Source organism: Mesorhizobium sp. B3-1-6 (assembly GCF_006439555.1).
GTDB lineage: Bacteria > Pseudomonadota > Alphaproteobacteria > Rhizobiales > Rhizobiaceae > Mesorhizobium.
The window spans coordinates 45,296-62,051 of the sequence record NZ_VFTM01000014.1 but is presented as its reverse complement, the minus strand read 5'-3'; the positions used below and the strand labels follow the sequence as shown (position 1 = coordinate 62,051).

General features: G+C 65.0%; 20 protein-coding genes. 10 read left to right on the top strand and 10 right to left on the bottom strand.

The window, feature by feature from the left end; translation table 11 throughout:
• Positions 1 to 16 precede the first annotated feature (16 nt).
• A complete protein-coding gene (locus FJ414_RS14565) occupies positions 17 to 1,027 on the bottom strand; it encodes a polysaccharide deacetylase family protein (RefSeq protein WP_140645071.1) in 1,011 nt (336 codons plus the stop codon).
• Positions 1,028 to 1,227: 200 nt separating this feature from the next.
• On the opposite strand from FJ414_RS14565, the gene FJ414_RS14560 reads away from it, so the two are divergent.
• On the top strand, positions 1,228 to 1,893 hold the full coding sequence (locus tag FJ414_RS14560; RefSeq protein ID WP_140645070.1) for a tetratricopeptide repeat protein: 666 nt from the start codon (positions 1,228 to 1,230) through the stop codon (positions 1,891 to 1,893).
• Positions 1,894 to 1,899: 6 nt separating this feature from the next.
• The gene (gene der, locus FJ414_RS14555) at positions 1,900 to 3,330 is read left to right on the top strand and encodes a ribosome biogenesis GTPase Der (RefSeq protein WP_140645069.1); all 1,431 of its coding nucleotides are present in this window, start codon (positions 1,900 to 1,902) and stop codon (positions 3,328 to 3,330) included.
• A gap of 258 nt (positions 3,331 to 3,588) precedes the next feature.
• Here der and FJ414_RS14550 read toward each other — a convergent pair whose 3' ends face one another.
• Positions 3,589 to 4,509 carry a LysR substrate-binding domain-containing protein gene (locus tag FJ414_RS14550; protein WP_140645068.1) on the bottom strand — a complete coding sequence of 307 codons (921 nt, stop codon included), beginning with the start codon at positions 4,507 to 4,509 and terminating at the stop codon, positions 3,589 to 3,591.
• Between the two features lie 115 nt (positions 4,510 to 4,624).
• On the opposite strand from FJ414_RS14550, the gene FJ414_RS14545 reads away from it, so the two are divergent.
• The 7 genes from FJ414_RS14545 to FJ414_RS14515 all read left to right on the top strand — a co-directional run bounded on the left by FJ414_RS14545 (position 4,625) and on the right by FJ414_RS14515 (position 10,186).
• Positions 4,625 to 5,902: an MFS transporter gene (locus FJ414_RS14545; RefSeq protein WP_140645067.1), complete on the top strand. Its 1,278-nt coding sequence runs from the start codon at positions 4,625 to 4,627 to the stop codon at positions 5,900 to 5,902.
• A gap of 151 nt (positions 5,903 to 6,053) precedes the next feature.
• On the top strand, positions 6,054 to 7,229 hold the full coding sequence (locus tag FJ414_RS14540) for a cell wall hydrolase (protein ID WP_140645066.1): 1,176 nt from the start codon (positions 6,054 to 6,056) through the stop codon (positions 7,227 to 7,229).
• 289 nt (positions 7,230 to 7,518) lie between these two features.
• Entirely contained in the window at positions 7,519 to 7,911 is a 393-nt protein-coding gene (locus FJ414_RS14535; protein WP_140645065.1) for an AtpZ/AtpI family protein, read from the top strand.
• Positions 7,912 to 7,976: 65 nt separating this feature from the next.
• The gene (locus tag FJ414_RS14530; protein WP_140645064.1) at positions 7,977 to 8,738 is read left to right on the top strand and encodes a F0F1 ATP synthase subunit A; all 762 of its coding nucleotides are present in this window, start codon (positions 7,977 to 7,979) and stop codon (positions 8,736 to 8,738) included.
• Between the two features lie 76 nt (positions 8,739 to 8,814).
• Entirely contained in the window at positions 8,815 to 9,039 is a 225-nt protein-coding gene (locus tag FJ414_RS14525) for a F0F1 ATP synthase subunit C (protein ID WP_027164582.1), read from the top strand.
• A gap of 61 nt (positions 9,040 to 9,100) precedes the next feature.
• Positions 9,101 to 9,682, top strand: coding sequence for a F0F1 ATP synthase subunit B (locus FJ414_RS14520; RefSeq protein WP_140645063.1), 582 nt, complete (start codon positions 9,101 to 9,103; stop codon positions 9,680 to 9,682).
• A gap of 12 nt (positions 9,683 to 9,694) precedes the next feature.
• Positions 9,695 to 10,186 carry a F0F1 ATP synthase subunit B gene (locus FJ414_RS14515; protein WP_140645062.1) on the top strand — a complete coding sequence of 164 codons (492 nt, stop codon included), beginning with the start codon at positions 9,695 to 9,697 and terminating at the stop codon, positions 10,184 to 10,186.
• Between the two features lie 446 nt (positions 10,187 to 10,632).
• Here the strand turns inward: FJ414_RS14515 and FJ414_RS14510 are convergent, their stop codons facing one another.
• Together FJ414_RS14510 and FJ414_RS14505 are read right to left on the bottom strand one after the other, a co-directional pair.
• Complete coding sequence (locus FJ414_RS14510) at positions 10,633 to 11,328, bottom strand: ribonuclease HII (RefSeq protein ID WP_140645061.1); 696 nt, start codon at positions 11,326 to 11,328, stop codon at positions 10,633 to 10,635.
• Between the two features lie 196 nt (positions 11,329 to 11,524).
• A complete protein-coding gene (locus tag FJ414_RS14505) occupies positions 11,525 to 12,679 on the bottom strand; it encodes a PA0069 family radical SAM protein (protein WP_140645060.1) in 1,155 nt (384 codons plus the stop codon).
• A 149-nt stretch (positions 12,680 to 12,828) separates the two neighbouring features.
• Here FJ414_RS14505 and FJ414_RS14500 point away from each other — a divergent pair, with 149 nt between their 5' ends.
• On the top strand, positions 12,829 to 13,332 hold the full coding sequence (locus FJ414_RS14500) for a glycosyltransferase (protein ID WP_140645059.1): 504 nt from the start codon (positions 12,829 to 12,831) through the stop codon (positions 13,330 to 13,332).
• Positions 13,333 to 13,380: 48 nt separating this feature from the next.
• Here the strand turns inward: FJ414_RS14500 and FJ414_RS14495 are convergent, their stop codons facing one another.
• The 6 genes from FJ414_RS14495 to FJ414_RS31490 all read right to left on the bottom strand — a co-directional run bounded on the left by FJ414_RS14495 (position 13,381) and on the right by FJ414_RS31490 (position 16,754).
• Complete coding sequence (locus FJ414_RS14495; RefSeq protein WP_140645058.1) at positions 13,381 to 13,806, bottom strand: aldehyde-activating protein; 426 nt, start codon at positions 13,804 to 13,806, stop codon at positions 13,381 to 13,383.
• A gap of 124 nt (positions 13,807 to 13,930) precedes the next feature.
• Positions 13,931 to 14,488 (bottom strand): molybdenum cofactor biosynthesis protein B, encoded by a 558-nt coding sequence (moaB, locus tag FJ414_RS14490; RefSeq protein ID WP_140645057.1) that lies wholly within the window; start codon positions 14,486 to 14,488, stop codon positions 13,931 to 13,933.
• Positions 14,475 to 15,371, bottom strand: coding sequence for a 4-(cytidine 5'-diphospho)-2-C-methyl-D-erythritol kinase (locus tag FJ414_RS14485; protein ID WP_140645056.1), 897 nt, complete (start codon positions 15,369 to 15,371; stop codon positions 14,475 to 14,477). Before FJ414_RS14485 ends, moaB begins: the two co-directional genes overlap by 14 nt.
• Positions 15,372 to 15,393: 22 nt before the next feature.
• Complete coding sequence (locus FJ414_RS14480) at positions 15,394 to 15,579, bottom strand: membrane protein (protein WP_027164591.1); 186 nt, start codon at positions 15,577 to 15,579, stop codon at positions 15,394 to 15,396.
• An 84-nt stretch (positions 15,580 to 15,663) separates the two neighbouring features.
• Positions 15,664 to 16,521 carry a S49 family peptidase gene (locus FJ414_RS14475; protein WP_140645055.1) on the bottom strand — a complete coding sequence of 286 codons (858 nt, stop codon included), beginning with the start codon at positions 16,519 to 16,521 and terminating at the stop codon, positions 15,664 to 15,666.
• Positions 16,518 to 16,754 (bottom strand): hypothetical protein, encoded by a 237-nt coding sequence (locus FJ414_RS31490; protein WP_181181622.1) that lies wholly within the window; start codon positions 16,752 to 16,754, stop codon positions 16,518 to 16,520. Before FJ414_RS31490 ends, FJ414_RS14475 begins: the two co-directional genes overlap by 4 nt.
• Positions 16,755 to 16,756 lie beyond the last annotated feature (2 nt).

The window sequence follows — 16,756 nt, the reverse complement described above, 5'->3', positions numbered from 1 at the left end:
CGATCCGGCGGGCGGCTCAGCCGCCCGCGGTCGCCTGTGCCTGGCCGGCGCGCCGGCGCGCGACATAGTCGCGGAAACTGATGCACTCGACTTGCTGCATCACGCAGACCTCGCCGGCAAAGCGCTCCAGCGCGTTCCAGTAGGCGCCGTCGTTCATCAGCGTGAAGTGGAAGCCGAGTTCCAGCGGCAGGCGCTTGCCGTTGTACTGAGCCTCGAAAGCGGCGTGGAACGCCTGGTAGGCGCGGTCGGTGAATGCGTCCGCCATGGCCGGCTTCTCGGTGCCGTCCGAGTGGCGGACATAAAGATTGTAATCCATGGCGATCACCGGCTTCGCCTTCGGTCCCTCCGGGATGAGCGGCAGGGCAAAGCGGGTTGTCCCATTCAGGGTCGGCGGGACGGTCGGGCCTTTGGAGACACCGCTGGCGTCATACTGGAAACCGGCCTCGGGCAGGGCTTCGTAAAGCGCCTTGCCGGTCGAGAGATAGGGCGCGCGGAACCCAACCAGCGCATGATGCGCGAAATCGTGCCAGTCGGCCGGCTCCTGAATGCCGTTGATCGCATAGGCGTTCTCGAAAATGCTCCGGACGGAGGCGAATTCGGCCAGCCAGTCCGCCTTGCTCCACGCGTTGCCGTCGAAATGGCCGCAGGCATGGCTGCCGATGTCGTGACCCTCGGCCGCGGCCAGCCGGACCTGCTCCAGCCGGTCGGCCACGTCCTGTTTCGACGCGCCGAAGCCGACATTGGATTTGCCGGCTGCCTTGCCGGGGCCGGCATAGTCCTGCCGCGTTTGTGGCGAGAGCAGGAACACGCAGGACAGGAAATAGGTGAAATGCGCGCCCGTGCGCTTTGCCAGCGCACGGCTGCGTTGCCACTGCGAGATCTCGCGGGCGGCATCGAACGAGATCAGCACCACCTGCTTGGGTCTGGCAGGCGAAACGATTGGCGATTTCGGCGGATCGGCGAAGGCCGCATTGGCTGAGGCGAGCGAGGCGAGACTGAATGCAAGGACGCGGTACATACGAAGCATTGGCAACCTCTGGCGGGACATCTCCGGCTGATCGGAAGCCGGCTATCGCGCAAATGTGGCGCGGTTGCGTTCAGGCAAGGGCTGTGGGCGCCCGGCATTCCAAGCCGATTTTCCGGTCCGCCCCCTTCCATGCCGACAAAATTTCGCTAAAACGCGGGCTCAAGAGGCGCCCCCTTCCGGGGCAGCAATGGTTTTGATTGATGTCGGACGACAGTTTTATCCGCGAAGTCAACGAAGAGATGCGTCGCGAGCAGGCGCAGAAGCTATGGGACCGTTTTGGCCCGGCCATTCTCGGCCTTGCCATCCTCATCGTGCTCGGCACCGCCGCTGTCGTTGGTTACCGCTACTGGGACGAAACCCGCGCCAACCGCTCCGGCGACGCCTTCTCGGCGGCCCTCAAGCTCGCCAATGATGGCAAGAACGACGAGGCGATCGCCGCTCTCGATCAGCTGGAGAAGGACGGCTACGGCGCCTATCCGCTGCTCGCCCGCATGCGCGCCGCGACCGTCAAGGCCGACAAGGGCGACGTCGACGGCGCGGTCAAGGATTTCGACGAGGTCGCCGCCGACAACGCCATTCCGGCCGGCATTCGCGACATCGCGCGGCTGAGGGCGGCGCTGCTGCTCGTCGACCACGGTTCCTACGCCGACGTCTCCAGCCGCATCGAGGCGCTCACCGCCGACACCAATCCGCTGCGCCATTCGGCGCGCGAGGCGCTCGGCCTTGCCGCCTGGAAGGATGGCAAGTCCGCGGACGCACTCAAACTGTTCGACCAGATCTCTTCGGATGAAGCCGCCCCGCGCAATGTGCGCCAGCGGGCGCAGCTGATGTCCGAGCTGATCCGCGGGTCGGGCAACGCGTCGTGATCCTGGATGGGCTTCAAAGTCGCCATCATCGGCCGGCCTAACGTCGGCAAATCGACTCTTTTCAATCGGCTGGTCGGAAAGAAGCTGGCGCTTGTCGACGACACGCCGGGCGTCACGCGCGACCGCCGCGTCCACGCCGCCAAGCTCTACGACCTTCACTTCGACGTCATCGATACCGCCGGCTTCGAGGATGCCGCCGCATCGACGCTACCCGGCCGCATGCGTCAGCAGACCGAGATCGCCATCCGCGAAGCCGACCTCATCTTCTTCACCATCGATGCCAAGTCCGGCCTGCTGCCCGACGACCGCACCTTCGCCGACGTCGTGCGCAAATCGGGCAAGCCGGTCGTGCTCGTCGCCAACAAGGCCGAGGCGCGCGGCGCTCAAGGGGGCATGCTGGAGGCCTGGGAACTCGGCCTCGGCGAACCGATCCCGGTTTCGGCCGAACACGGCCAGGGCATGCCCGACCTGCGCGACGCGGTGATTGCGGCGCTTGGCGAGGAGCGCGCCTTCGGCGACGACGACGAAGACGGCAGCGACGAGATCGCCGCGAGCGAAGTGCTGATCGGCGAGGACATCGCCGACCCGGACGCTGAAGCATCATATGACGATACCAAGCCGCTGCGCATCGCCGTCGTCGGCCGCCCGAACGCCGGCAAGTCGACGCTGATCAACGCGCTGATCGGCGAGGAGCGGCTGTTGACCGGTCCGGAAGCCGGCATCACGCGGGATTCGATCTCGGTCGACTGGGACTGGCGCGGCCGCCGCATAAAGCTGTTCGACACCGCCGGCATGCGCCGCAAGTCCAGGATCCATGAAAAGCTGGAAGTGCTCTCGGTGCAGGACGGCCTGCGCGCCATCCGTTTTGCCGAGATCGTCATCATCGTCCTCGACGCCACGATTCCCTTCGAGAAGCAGGACCTGCAGATCGCGGACCTGATCACCCGCGAGGGCAGGGCGCCGGTGATCGCCTTCAACAAATGGGACCTGATCGACAACCCGCAGGAATTGCTGGCCGAGTTGCGCGAAAAGACCGAGCGGCTCTTGCCGCAGGTGCGCGGCATCCAGGCGGTGACGGTCTCGGCCGAGACCGGGCGCGGCCTCGACAAGCTGATGGAAAGCGTCATCAAGACGCACAAGGTGTGGAACAGCCGCGTCTCGACCGGCAAGCTCAACCGCTGGCTGGAAGGCATCCTCGCCCATCATCCGCCGCCCGCCGTCGCCGGCCGCCGCCTGAAGATCAAATATGTCACCCAGGCCAAGACCCGCCCGCCGGGCTTCGTCGTCTCCTGTTCGCGCCCGGACGCGATGCCGCAATCCTACGTCCGTTACCTGACCAACAGCCTGCGCGAGGCCTTCGACATGCCGGGCGTGCCGATCCGCATGGCGCTGCGCACGTCGGACAATCCGTTTGCCGGCAGGGCGAAGAAGCGGTGAGGTCTTTTCCCGTCGCGGGTAAGATCCTCACAATGCTGGCGGGACAGCACCCCCCTCTGCCCTGCCGGGCATCTCCCCCGCAAGGGGGGAGATTGGCAGCTTCGGCGCGCCGCCGATCCTGCAACGTGGGAGAGTAGCGAAAGTCTGCGTGACGTCTGATCTCCCCCCTTGCGGGGGAGATGTCCGGCAGGACAGAGGGGGGTGTGACGGAACGCGACGCCGGGTACTTCGATCCGCAGCACTACCTGTCCGAAAAAGCTAAGCGACCTCTCGCAACCCATCGCGGGTTCGCGCTCCCTCAGGCAACGTCTCCATCGCCGCCTGCAGCAATATCTCGGCCAGCCGCGCCGCCACCGGATCGAGTTCGGCGTCCTTCTGGTGCAGATGCAGCGCCATCGTGGGCAGGGCGGGAAGTTCCAGAATTCCCGGTGCGATCGCCCTGACATTGGCCGGCAAGCCGATATCGGTGCGGATCGTCAGGCCGAGGCCTGCCGCCACCGCCGCCCAGATGCCTCCAAGGCTGGGGCTCGAGAAGGCCATGCGCCAGGGCATGCCCGCGCGGTCGAGCGTTTCGGTCGCCACGGTGCGCAAGAGGCACGGCGCCTCGAACACCACCAGAGGCAGCGGCTCGCCATTGCGCGGACCGGCCTCGATCGGCTTTGCCGGACCGATCCAGCGCGCCTGCACGTTGGCGACATGGCGGCTGTAGGGCAGCGTCATGCCGTCATGCCAGGCGAGCGCGATGTCGAGATTGCCTGACAGGACGCGCTCGGCCAGGTCGTGGCTGCGGCCGATCCGCGCTTCGATGCGGACCTTGGGATGGGCGCGGGCGAAGCGGCCGAGCACGTCCGGCAGCACGGCCTCGCCGAAATCCTCCTGCAGGCCGAGCCGCACCCAGCCTTCCAGTTCAATGTCTCGGATGGCGGAGGCCGCCTCGTCGTTGAGCTCGATCAGCCGCCGCGCATAGCCAAGCATCGTCTCGCCGGCTTCGGTGAGCGCCAGGCCGCGCCCCGCCTTGCGGAAAACCGGCGTGTCCGCCTGTTCTTCGAGCTTTTTCAATTGCGCGCTGACCGCGGACGTCGAGCGTCCCAGCCGCTCGGCCGCCTTGGCGAAGCTGCCCAGCTCCATGCCGGTGACAAAAGTCCTGAGGACATGGAGGTCGAAAGTGATGCGGCGCATGAGATTGTCCTGATTTTCAGGATTGTTGATCAAAAACTTCCTGATTTTATGGATAAAGCTATGGCGCTACATCCCGTCCGTCAAGCCGTCAGCAGGCCGTGACGGGAATGGAACCATGTCCGCCAGCGTCACACGAAACGACTGCCAGCCGCCCGCAGGAGAAAGTGCCGGCAACCCTGCTCGCCGCGCCTTCGGTCCCAATCATCGCTGGAAGGTGCTGGGCATCGGCGTCGCCGCCAATGCCGGCTTCTCCGCCACCTTCTCCGGCATCCCGGCGACCGCGGTGGCGATGCGCCAGGGCTATCACCTCGACAATGCCGCGCTGGGTTTGGCGCTTGGGCTGCTCGGCCTCGGCGTGGCGCTCAGCGAGTTGCCCTGGGGCGTGCTCACCGATCGCTGGGGCGACCGCCGCGTGCTCCTGACCGGACTTGGCGCGACAGCCGCGTGGCTTCTCATCATGGCCATGCTTGTCGTGCCGACAAAAACGGCCAATCCCGGCGTCGCGCTGCTGTCGGCAAGCCTGGTCGTCGCCGGCCTGCTCGGCGGCAGCGTCAACGGCTCCAGCGGCCGCGCCATCATGGGCTGGTTCGGCGAGGGCGAGCGCGGCTTCGCCATGAGCATCCGGCAGACGGCGGTGCCGCTTGGCGGCGGGCTGGGCGCGCTCGTCCTGCCGTCCCTGGCGCTGGCCTTGGGCTTCACCGCGGTCTTCGGCCTGCTTGCGGCCGTCTCCGCTCTGTCGGCCTGGTTTGCCTGGCGCTGGCTGCACGAGCCGCCGGTGGCAAGCGGCGGCCGCGCCGCCGCCGCGACAAGCGGCCCGGCACCCTTGCGCAACATCGAGGTATGGCGCATCTCGACCGCCATCGGCCTGCTCTGCTTCCCGCAGGTCGCGGTGCTGACCTTCGCCTCGGTCTTCCTGCACGACTTCGCCGGCATGGGCACCTTTGTGACCAGCGCCAGCCTCGCCGCCGTGCAGACCGGCGCCATGGTGATGCGTATCTGGAGCGGGCGCTTCACCGACCGGCACGGCAACCGTCGGCCGTTCCTGAAACTCTGCAGCGCGTTGAGCACGCTGGCATTCCTGGTGCTTTGGCTGCTGGTGATCGGCGCCGCCATAGCACCGTCGCTGGTGCCGCTGCTCCCGCTGATGGTCGTCGTTGCCGGCATATCCATCTCCGCCTGGCACGGCGTCGCCTATACCGAACTTGCCACGCTTGCCGGTGCCGGCCATGTCGGCACCGCGCTCAGCCTGGCCAACAGCTTTGTGTTCGTCGGCTTCTGCGTGGTGCAGATCGCCATTCCGTGGCTGTTGGTGTTCTTCGCATGGCCGGGCGTGTGGCTCGCGGCCGCGATCTGCGCGGCGACCGCCTGGCCGATCTTCCTGCGCCCGGCCTGATTCACCAGTCTGATTCCTCGCCGGCTTGCCGCGGAAACGGCAAGCCGGCTTCGCTCAAACATGAAAAGAACACGATCGATGTCGTTAACCCCCCATCAAGGTTAATGCTTCATTTTGACTCTCCGGGGTCAGTAGCGTTCTGGAGAGTTCCGTGCATCGACGCGTTTCATTGCGGCTTGCCGCCGCCGCCGTTGCGAGTTCCTTTCTTCCTCCTTTGGTGCTCGGGCTCGGCATTTGGATCGGCTTTCCGTCGGCCGTCGCCTATCAGGATATGGCAAGCCTGATCTCCGGCCTGGAATCGTCCAACACCCGCTGGAACGCCTATATCGAGAAATCCGCCGCCGGCTCGGTGCATGCCGCCGAAATGCCGTTTGTCGATTCCCTCACCACCGGCTCGCTCTCCGGTTCCGGCGTCGACCTGCCGGGCGTCGGCACGGTGGCCTTTCGCGGCAAGGGCAATGTCGCAGGCGCCACGCCCGACGAAGACCGCGTCATGCGCGCCGACAAGAAGGGCCGTTTGGTCAAGATGGCACCGGTCGCGCCGCCCAAGAATTTCAGCGCCGGCTCGATCTTCGAGCGCACCTCCTCGCTGCTTCGCCCGAGCATGGACAGCGGGCTGAAGCTCACCTTCGCCAAGCCTGGCATCAAGGGCAAGGAAGTCCAGATCGCCCAGGCCTTCCATCTTCGCGAGGACAAGAAGCCGGATCCGGCGCTGCCGGCGGCACTTGTCGCCCTCGTCAACAACGACAAGCCGGATATCCTCGCCACCGCCTATGCCCAGTCCGCACCCGACTATGCCAAGGCCTCGCCCTTCGAGGCGCTGCTGCAGGACGATCCGAACGATGGCCGCTTCATCCCGCCGATGGGCAAGGGTGACCATTCGTGGATCCAGAACCCGCTGCCCGCAGGCGTCTTCTCCCAGCCGGAACAGGCGTGCCTCGCCAAGGGCATCTATTTCGAAGCGCGCAGCGAGCCCGTGCGCGGCCAGGCGGCGGTTGCTCAGGTGATCCTCAACCGCGTCCGCAACCCCGCCTATCCCAGGACGATCTGCGGCGTCGTCTACCAGAACGACAACTGGTTCAACCGCTGCCAGTTCTCCTTTGCCTGCGACGGCAGGAAGAAGACCATCACCGACCAGGCCTCCTACAAGACCGCCCAGGAGGTTGCCATGGCGGTGACCGCCGGCAAGATCTTCATTCCCGAGGTCGGCTCATCGACGCATTACTACGCCAATTACGTCCATCCGGGCTGGGCGCGAGCCATGCACAAGATGACCAGGATCGGCCTGCATATCTTCTACCGCACCTATGGCGGCGGCTGGAGTTGAGCCGGCTGGCGGCTCGAGCTGAGCCGCCTTAACCACCGCCCCGGCTATCCTTCCTTCGACGCCCGGCAATGCCTCGGCGGACGCGCCTTGTTGCGCGGATTCGCGCCGAGTCCTCACGCGGCCGTGAAGGGCACGATGTCGCACCTCGATAAATCATTGATTTAACTACCAAAAATACATCGCTTGGAAGTTCGGTCCGTGGCTTGACGGGGGCGGACCCTCTAACTATGTTGCCGGCGACTTTAGAAGCGGACGGACGGCAATCGTCTGCCCGGGCAGGGGGGTTGCGATGGCCGACAAAACCGGGCCAGACGGAACCGGAGAAACCGGCCGCGGCAGGCAGCCAGAAGCCACCATCCGCGACGACGAACTTGAGCGCCGCCGGCGTAGTCTTGAAGCATCGCTTGCGACGAGACGCACGGACCGGTTCGAGGGGAAAGACGAAGCGAGAGCTGCGACCGGTTACGGTCAGGCGCTGAAGCTGTCCAGCGAGTTCATCGCCGGAGTGGTGGTTGGTGTCGGCTTGGGCTGGATCATCGACCGCCTGGCGGGAACAGCGCCCTGGGGTCTGATCGTCGGCCTGTTGCTGGGCTTTGGCGCTGGTATACTCAATGTCCTGCGCTCGGCGGGACTTGCATCCGAATTCGGCCAGGGCGGCAAGCCGCGCGAGCCGAAAGAATGAAGTGGGGCGCCGCAGGGCGCTAAGTGAACTTAAAAAGCCGGTTGTGGCTTTGACGGGGATTTAAAGTGGCTGCTGCTGACAAGGTCGATCCGATCCACCAGTTCCAGATCCATCCGATCATCCCGCTGCATATCGGCGGCTACGACGTCTCTTTCACCAACTCCTCCCTGTTCATGGTCGTGACGATCGTGCTGGCGTCGGCCTTCCTCTACATGAGCACGGCCAGCCGCGCGCTCATTCCGGGCAGGCTACAGTCGGTGTCCGAGATGGCTTACGAATTCGTCGGCAACATGCTGCGCGACGCCGCCGGCAAGCAGGGCATGCAGTTCTTCCCGCTGGTGTTCTCGCTGTTCATGTTCGTGCTGGTCGCCAACCTGATCGGCCTGTTTCCTTATTTCTTCACCGTCACCAGCCACATCATCGTCACCTTCACGCTGGCAATCCTGGTCATCGGCACGGTCCTCGTCTACGGCTTCGCCAAGCACGGCTTCGGCTTCCTCAAGCTGTTCGTGCCGCAGGGCGTGCCGGGCTACCTTCTGCCGCTGGTGGTGGCGATCGAAATCATCTCCTTCGTCTCGCGTCCGGTCAGCCTCTCGGTTCGTCTTTTCGCCAACATGCTGGCTGGCCACATCACGCTCAAAGTGTTCTCGGGCTTCGTTGTCAGCCTGAGCGCGTTCGGCGCCGTCGGTATCGCCGGCTCGGTGCTGCCCCTTGCCATGGCCGTTGCACTCTCCGCGCTCGAACTGCTGGTCGCCTTCCTGCAGGCCTATGTGTTCGCGGTGCTGACCTGCATGTATCTGAACGACGCCCTGCATCCGAGCCACTGATTTTCACCGGCGCCCCGGCGCCAGCTTACCCAACGTACCAACCTGCAACGAATAGAGAAACCACAGGAGTTTTGAAATGGACGCAACTGCAGCAGCTGCTATCGGCGCTGGTATCGCCTGCATCGGCATGGGCGGCGCGGGCATCGGCCTCGGCAACATCTTCGGCAGCTACCTCTCGGGTGCGCTCCGCAACCCGTCGGCTGCCGACGGCCAGTTCGGCCGCCTGATCTTCGGCTTCGCCGTGACCGAAGCTCTGGGCATCTTCTCGCTCCTGATCGCTCTGCTCCTGGTCTTCAAGTAAGAGCCAGAGCTGACGAAAGGGGCCGCATGGTGCGGCCCCGTTCTAGGGACAGGGGAATGAGATGTTCGTGACATCTGCCTATGCGCAAGAAGCAGCGCCGGCCGCGGCCGAGGGCGATACGCATGCAGGCACCGCCGTGCCTGCCGCGGAGCATGAAACGTTCCCGCCGTTCGATGCCAAGACCTTCCCGTCGCAGATCCTGTGGCTGGTCATCACCTTCGGGCTCTTCTACCTGTTCCTGAAGCGGGTTGTGATGCCGCGTCTTGGCGGCATCATCGATGTCCGCAACGACCGCATCACCCAGGATCTCGACCATGCCGCAAGGCTGAAGGGCGAGGCGGACGCCGCGGTTGCCGCCTATGAGCAGGAACTGGCGGAGGCCAAGGCCAATGCCAACAAGATCGGCCAGCAGGCGAACGACGCCGCCAAGGCGCAAGCCGAGGGTACGCGCAAGAAGCTCGAGGCCGAGCTCGAGAAGAAGCTTGGCGAGGCCGAGGCGAGCATCGCCTCGATCAAGGCCAAGGCGATGAAGGAAGTCGGCACGATCGCCGAGGACACCACGTCGGCCATCGTCGAGGCGCTTGTCGGCGGTAAGACCGACAAGGCCGAGATCGCGGCCGCGGTCAAATCCGCGAGCCGGTGAGGAGCGAGGATCATGGACGCCACATCACTCGCCACGCTCTGGGCAACCATTGCGATGCTCATCTTCTTGGGCGCTGTCGTCTACCTGAGGGTGCCGGGCATGCTCGCCAAGTCGCTCGACGCCCGCGCGGCCAAGATCAGCGGCGAGCTCGAGGAAGCGCGCAAGCTTCGTGAAGAGGCCCAGCAGTTGCTCGGCCAGTATCAGCAGAAGCGCAGGGAAGCCGAGAAGGAGGCCGCCGACATCGTCGCCGCCGCCAAGCGCGAGGCTGAGCTGCTTGCTTCCGAAGCGGCCAAGAAGACCGAGGACTATGTCGCCCGGCGCACCGCGCTTGCCGAGCAGAAGATCGGCCAGGCCGAGCGCGAGGCCATCAGCGAAGTGCGCGCCTCGGCCGTCGACATCGCCGTCGAGGCCGCCCGCGCGCTGCTCGCCGCCAAGGTCGACGTCAAGGCCGGTGCGGATCTGTTCAAGTCGGCGCTGGATGACGTCAAGGCCAAGCTGAACTAAGCTTGCGTCGAAGCTTCGAAATCAAAAGCCGCCCGGGCAACCCGGCGGCTTTTTGTTGTTTGAAAGGGAGCGTGGCGCCGAAGCTGCTAATCTCCCCCACAAGGGGCTACGCTATGCACACATTTCCGAGCAGCTGGTCTTTGGCGATAGCGTGCATGGCAGCTTGGCGCATGCATTGTTTAATGTAGCGCTGGTCGACCCCCACTCCGTCTCGGCTTCGCCGAGCCACCTCTCCCCCGATCGACGGGGTAGAGGAAGGCGCCAGCTTTTTGCCGTTAACGCTCGTCCGGCAAGACTACCTTCCTTTCCCTCCGGAGGGGAGAAAGGTGGCGCTGCGAAGCAGCGACGGATTGGGGAACCACGTGGCAATCAAACCTGCGCCGATCAGTCACGCCAGTGACAGAGGATGTCCGCAAGCCGCAACCACATTGAGGGAGATTAGCTAACTACTCCAGCCCGGCCAAGCTCTCTTCCTCAACCATCTCCGCCCCGCCCAGCCTGAACGGCGCGAACGAGGCCCGGTGCAGCCTTGCCACTGGCCCATGCATCTCGATCGCAGTCCGGTGCCGGACCGTCGCGTAGCCCATATGCACCTCGAAGCCGTAATGTTCGTGGTGTCCGCCGCAGCCACACATCATGCGGTCGCGCATCACCTTGGCGACGATCGAGGCTGCGGCGATCGATTGCGAGCGCTGGTCGCCCTTGATGAGCGCCCGGCCTTCGCAGGCGAGACCCGGCGGAATGTCGCGGCCGTCGGCCAAAGCGAGCTTCGGCTGCAACGACAGGCCGGCGGCGGCGCGGCGCATCGCTTCGAGGCTGGCTTTCAGGATGTTGCTGTTGTCGATACCTTCGGCGCTGATCGAGGCCATCGAGACGCTGAGCGCCGAGCCGAGAATCTTGAGGAACAGCGCCTCGCGCTGCAAGTGGGTGAGGCGTTTGGAATCGTCGAGGCCTTCCGGGATATTGGCGGGGTTGAGCACCACCGCGGCGGCCACCACCGGTCCGGCGAGCGGACCGCGCCCTGCCTCGTCCATGCCGGCGACTGGCCACAGCCCGTCGGCCATCGCCTTCGTCTCGATCGAGAAGTCGGGCTTCTCGACCATTTCAAAGAGAAGCGGAGAATCGGAACGCGCGCGAGCCATGGTGCGGCGAGGTTCGCATCGGCTCCGATTCTCCGCAAGTCCTTCCGGGTCGGATGGGGCGTCGGACCGGGAAGGCACCGTCTCGCGGCCGGGGGACAGTGGCCGGACGGGATTCTTGAAAAGGATGACAATTCCAGACGGAAAATCGCTTTGCCTGGAATTGCTTAGCGCCGGCCCGTCATGGCCGGCACTGAGGTTAAAGCAGCATCAGCTGTTCGCCGGCGCCCGAACCTGCGACGAATTGGTCGGTGCGAAGCTGCCGCCGCTCGACATTGAGGCCGAGCCGCTTGGCGGCGATCTCGAAGCGCCGGCCGATCTGCCAGGCATAGGGACCGGCGCCCTTCATGCGCTTGCCCCATTCGGAATCGTAGTCCTTGCCGTCGCGCATCGAGCGGATCAGCGACATCACATGCCGGTAGCGGTCGGGATAGTGGCGCAGCAGCCAATCCTTGAAGATCGGCGCCACTTCAAGCGGCAGGCGCAGGATGACGTATCCCGCCTCCCTTGCACCGGCGGCCCTGGCCGAATCGAGGATGCGTTCCATCTCCGGATCGTTGAGGCCCGGAACGATCGGCGCCACCATCACCGATGCCGGAATGCCGGCATCCGAAAGCTGCCTGATCGCCTCCAGCCGTTTCGTCGGCGTCGACGCGCGGGGCTCCATGGTTCTCGCCAGCATGCGGTCAAGCGTCGTCACCGACAGCGCCACCTTGGCAAGGCCGCGCTCGGCCATGCGCGACAGGATGTCGATGTCGCGCGTCACCAGCGCCGACTTGGTGACGATGCCGACCGGATGGCCGCGCGCCTCCAGCACTTCCAGAATCTCGCGCATGATGCGGTATTGCTTCTCGATCGGCTGGTAGGGATCGGTGTTGGTGCCGATGGCGATCGTGCGCGGCTGGTAGCCGGGCTTGGACAATTCCCTGTCCAGCATGCGCGCGGCATCCGGCTTGGCGAACAGCTTCGATTCGAAATCGAGCCCCGGCGACAGGCCCATGAAGGCATGCGTCGGCCTGGCGAAGCAGTAGACGCAGCCATGCTCGCAGCCGCGATAGGGGTTGATCGAACGGTCGAACGAGATGTCCGGCGACTCGTTGCGGGTGATGATCGTGCGCGGCTTCTCGACCTGCACTTCCGTCTTGAACGGCGGCAGTTCCTCCAGCGAGTTCCAGCCGTCGTCGAACACATGGCGGCTGACCGGCTCGAACCGGCCGGACGGGTTGATGCCGGCCGAGCGGCCGCGATTGCGGTCGGGCCGCACGCGCATGCCGCTCTGTTCGATCATCGCATTGGCCATCTCGGCCCTGCCTGCTCCGAAAGCAGCAATGTCGGCACGCACGATCTGTTCCATTTTCGCCCTCTCCCAGGGACTGTCGGCAGGCTGTCGAATCGCTCTGTTCATGAAACTATTCCTATTTTACCGAAGAGAACAAAGCAAGAACTTTTTCGGCGAAAAGCCGTAACTGGCGCAAGTCGCGGCTTTCCGCTATTCGGCTAAGGATGCTCAGCGTTCTCATCGAAACCCGCAACGACGAAGAGGGTCTTGCCCGTACGCTCGCCTCGCTGGTCGGCGGCGCGGTCGAGGGCGTGGTGCGCGACGTGATCGTCTGCGATCAGGGTTCGACCGACCAGACGCATCGGGTGGCCGAGCATGCCGGCTGCCATTATGTGACCGGCGGCATCGGCGCCGGCATCGGCCAGGCCAAGGGCGATTGGCTGCTTTTTCTGGAACCCGGCGCGCGGCTTGCCGACGGATGGATCGACGAGGTGGTGGCGCACGCGGCGAAGCAAACCATGCCGGCGCGGTTTTCACGTGCCCGGGCCGACCGCGCGCCTTTCCTGGCCCGCGTCTTTTCGGGCAACCGCGCGCTGGCCGAGGGTCTTGTCATCAGCAAGCGTCAGGCCTCGGCCCTGGCAAAGAGCGCGCGCGGCGCCGAGGCCCTGGCGCGCGGCCTTGCCGCCAGAAGGCTGAACGCCGAAATCTGGGTGGCTCCGCCGAAGTGATGCAGGCTCCCCCTTGTGGGAGAAGGAAGAAGCGCTGTCCCTGCCCAGTCAGGTCCCTCTGATTTCGACGGGCATCCAGGCCCTGTGGCGCCTGGCGACACGCTGGTCGCGCGTTTCGGCATCGAACCGAACGGCGACCGGCTGGCGGGAGAACAACTCGCGATCGTCAAGCGCGTTGACGATGACGACCGCCATGGCGTCTTCACCGTCTCCGGCGATTGCCGCGACATAGACGCCGCACTCGCGGCAGACGAGATAGTCGGCGGTGCGCAGGCCGAAGCGGTAGACCTGCAGCCGTGCCTTGTCTTCGACTGAGATGCTCAGGCGTCCGTTCGGATCGGCGGCCGCGCGCGAGCCGTGCCGGGTGCAGAACGAGCACTGGCAGGCGCGAATTTCCAGTCCGGCCGGATCGAGCGCGGTGGAGAAGCTCAGGCGGATGTTGCCGCAATGGCATCCGCCGCTGTGAACGGTCATGGCAGATTGTCCCTTGTTCGCAGCACAAGGTACTTTGCCGGTCGCGGCTTCGGAATGGCTGCTCGTAGGCGAGAGCGCCATTCCGCCTGCAAACCGGATGCCGGTCGGGATGTTTTGCCTTTAGTTATGCACCAGTCTTGCCGCCGCGCCTGAGATGCTCGTCCAGCCGCGGCATGATCTCGACGAAGTTGCATGGCATGTGCCGGTAGTCGAGCTGCGCCTTGATGATGCCGTCCCAGGCGTCCTTGCAGGCGCCGGGCGAGCCCGGCAGCACGAAGACGAAGGTGGCGTTGACGACGCCGCCTGTCGCCCGGCTCTGGATCGTCGAAGTGCCGATCTTGTCATAGGAGATGCGGTGGAAGACTTCCGAAAAGCCGTCCATGCGCTTTTCGAAAATCGGCTCCAGCGCTTCCGGCGTCACGTCGCGGCCGGTGAAGCCGGTGCCGCCGGTGGTGATGACGACATCGATGTTTTCGTCCTTCGACCAGCCGAGAACCTTGTCGCGGATCTTCTCGCGGTCGTCGGTGACGATGTCGCGGGCGGCAAGCGTATGGCCGGCTTCCGTGATGCGGTCGGCCAGCGTCTGGCCAGACTTGTCGTCGGTAAGGCTGCGGGTATCGGACACGGTCAGCACGGCGATGCGCACGGGGATGAAGGGCCGGCTCTCGTCAAGCTTCGCCATCGGTCGCCTCCATGCTGCGCGTCGCGGCGACGAACCAGTCGGGATGGCGCGCGCGGATCTCGATCGCCGCGCGCTTGGCGACATTGCCGGTCTCGAACAGGCCGAAACACGTAGCGCCCGAGCCGGACATGCGCACGAAAGCTGCGTCGGCGCGCTTGAGCGCCTTCAGCGCCTCGCCGATCGCCGGCTGGATCGAGCGGGCAGGTGCCTCGAGATCGTTGCGCGTCGTCTCCAGCCAGTTGCGGATGGCGTGGAAGTCGAGGCGCTTCGGCAGCGGCGGCAGCGCCTCGTTGTCGCGGCTGGACAACGCCTTGAACACGTCCGGCGTCAGGACGGCGACGCCCGGATTGACCAGGACCAAGCCAAGCGCCGGAAATGCGGAGAGCGGTGACACCTCATCGCCGATGCCGCGTGCGACCAGCGGTTTTGACGTCAGGCACATCGGCAGGTCGGCGCCGAGCGATAGGCCGATCCGCGCCAGCGAAATGTCGTCGATAACGAGCTTCCAGAGCCGCGCAAGGCCGTTGAGCGCCGCCGCCGCGTCGCTGGAGCCGCCGCCGACGCCGGACGCGATCGGCAGGTTCTTCTCCAGCTTGATGGCAACCGGCGGCGCATGCTGCGCGCCGGCTTCCCGGCGCAAGGCATCGCGCGCCTTCACCACCAGATTGTCGCCGTCGAGCGGCAGGCCGGCGGCATAACGGCCGGATGCCGAGAACTCGTCGTGCTCCGCCGGCTCGATCTCGAGCCGGTCGCCGAAGCGGGTGAAGACGGCAAGGCTGTCGATGAGATGGTAGCCGTCGGTGCGCTGTCCGGTGACATGCAGCGCCAGGTTGATCTTGGCTGGCGCAAGCCATGTCCGGATCTCTGCGCCGGGCTCGAGAATGTCGGCTGCTGGCGAGATGGGATCAGTCCTTGGCGAGACGGTATTCGCCGGTCTTGGGATCCTTGACCAGTGTGCCCATCGTGCCGTTCGCCGCCTGTTTCTCGGTCCGCCGGATTTTTGCCGTCACGCGCTCGGCCTCGCGCACGAAAGCGCGGTAACCAAAGTAAGCGGCGGCGCCGACAACGGCGAAGAAAATGATCTGCGGCATCTCTAAAACTCCTCCCGCGTCCTCGCGGCAAGGCCGGTCGAATGGGTCGGTCAAGCAGCCATGCTAGCCGCATTCATGGCTTTTTCAAAGCCCGAAGCGCGCCCATAGCGCGCGCTCTTCCGCCGCATCGAGGACGCCGCTGGCGGCGGCCGCCGCGATATCCGGCGCCGAAACACGCGAGCCGAACAGGCCAAATCGGCCGAAAAGCCCGCGCGGCGCGGTGATCAACTTGAGCTGCGTCTTTTCGCCGAAACGCGTCCTGAGCACACCGCGCATATCGCCCAGCGCATCGACAAGGCCGAGCTCGAGGCCTCGTTTGGCGGTCCAGAACAGGCCGGTGAACAGGTCCGGGTCGTCCTTGAGTTTGCTGCCGCGCCGCTCCTTGACGAGGTCGATGAAGGTCTCGTGCACGTCGAGCTGCAGTGCCTTCAGCCGCTCGACGTCTTCCTTCCTTTCCGGTTTGAACGGATCGAGCACGGCCTTGTTCTGCCCGGCGGTGTGGACACGCCGCTCGACGCCGATCTTCTTCATCAACTCGGGGAAACCGAACGAGGCCGAGACCACGCCGATCGAGCCGACGATCGACGACGGGTCGGCGAAGATCTCGTCGCCGGCGATCGCGATCATGTAGCCGCCGGAAGCCGCCACGTCCTCGACGAAGACCAGCACCTTCTTGTCCTTTTCCGCCGCCAGGTCGCGGATGCGCTTGAAGATCAGCCGCGACTGCACCGGCGAGCCGCCCGGCGAATTGATGGAGATGGCAACCGCCGGCGCATCGAAGCTGAATGCCTTTTCGATGACGCCGGCCGTCGAGGCGAGGGACAGGCTCGGCCGGAATTGGCCGCCGCCCGCCATGATGGCGCCTTGCAGCCGGATGACCGGAATGGTGACGGCTGTCGAGCGCCAGGATTTCGGCAGCAGGCGGTTGAAGAGGCGTTTCACGAAGGAATGTCTCCGGTCGATTTGCAAAGCAGCAAGATGAGATCAGGTCGGTTGGTCTGTTTCACGGGCGTCAGCTTGCTTTGGGCATGTAGGAATTCGCTGGCCAACGGCAATGCCGCATCGCCAGCCAGTGCATGTCGCGCAAAAGTGTGCAGCGATTTTGCGAAAAAGACATGCATAAAACAAAACCTGAAGCGCGTCGCTAGAATCCATTTCAACGCGACGCGCTTCAAGG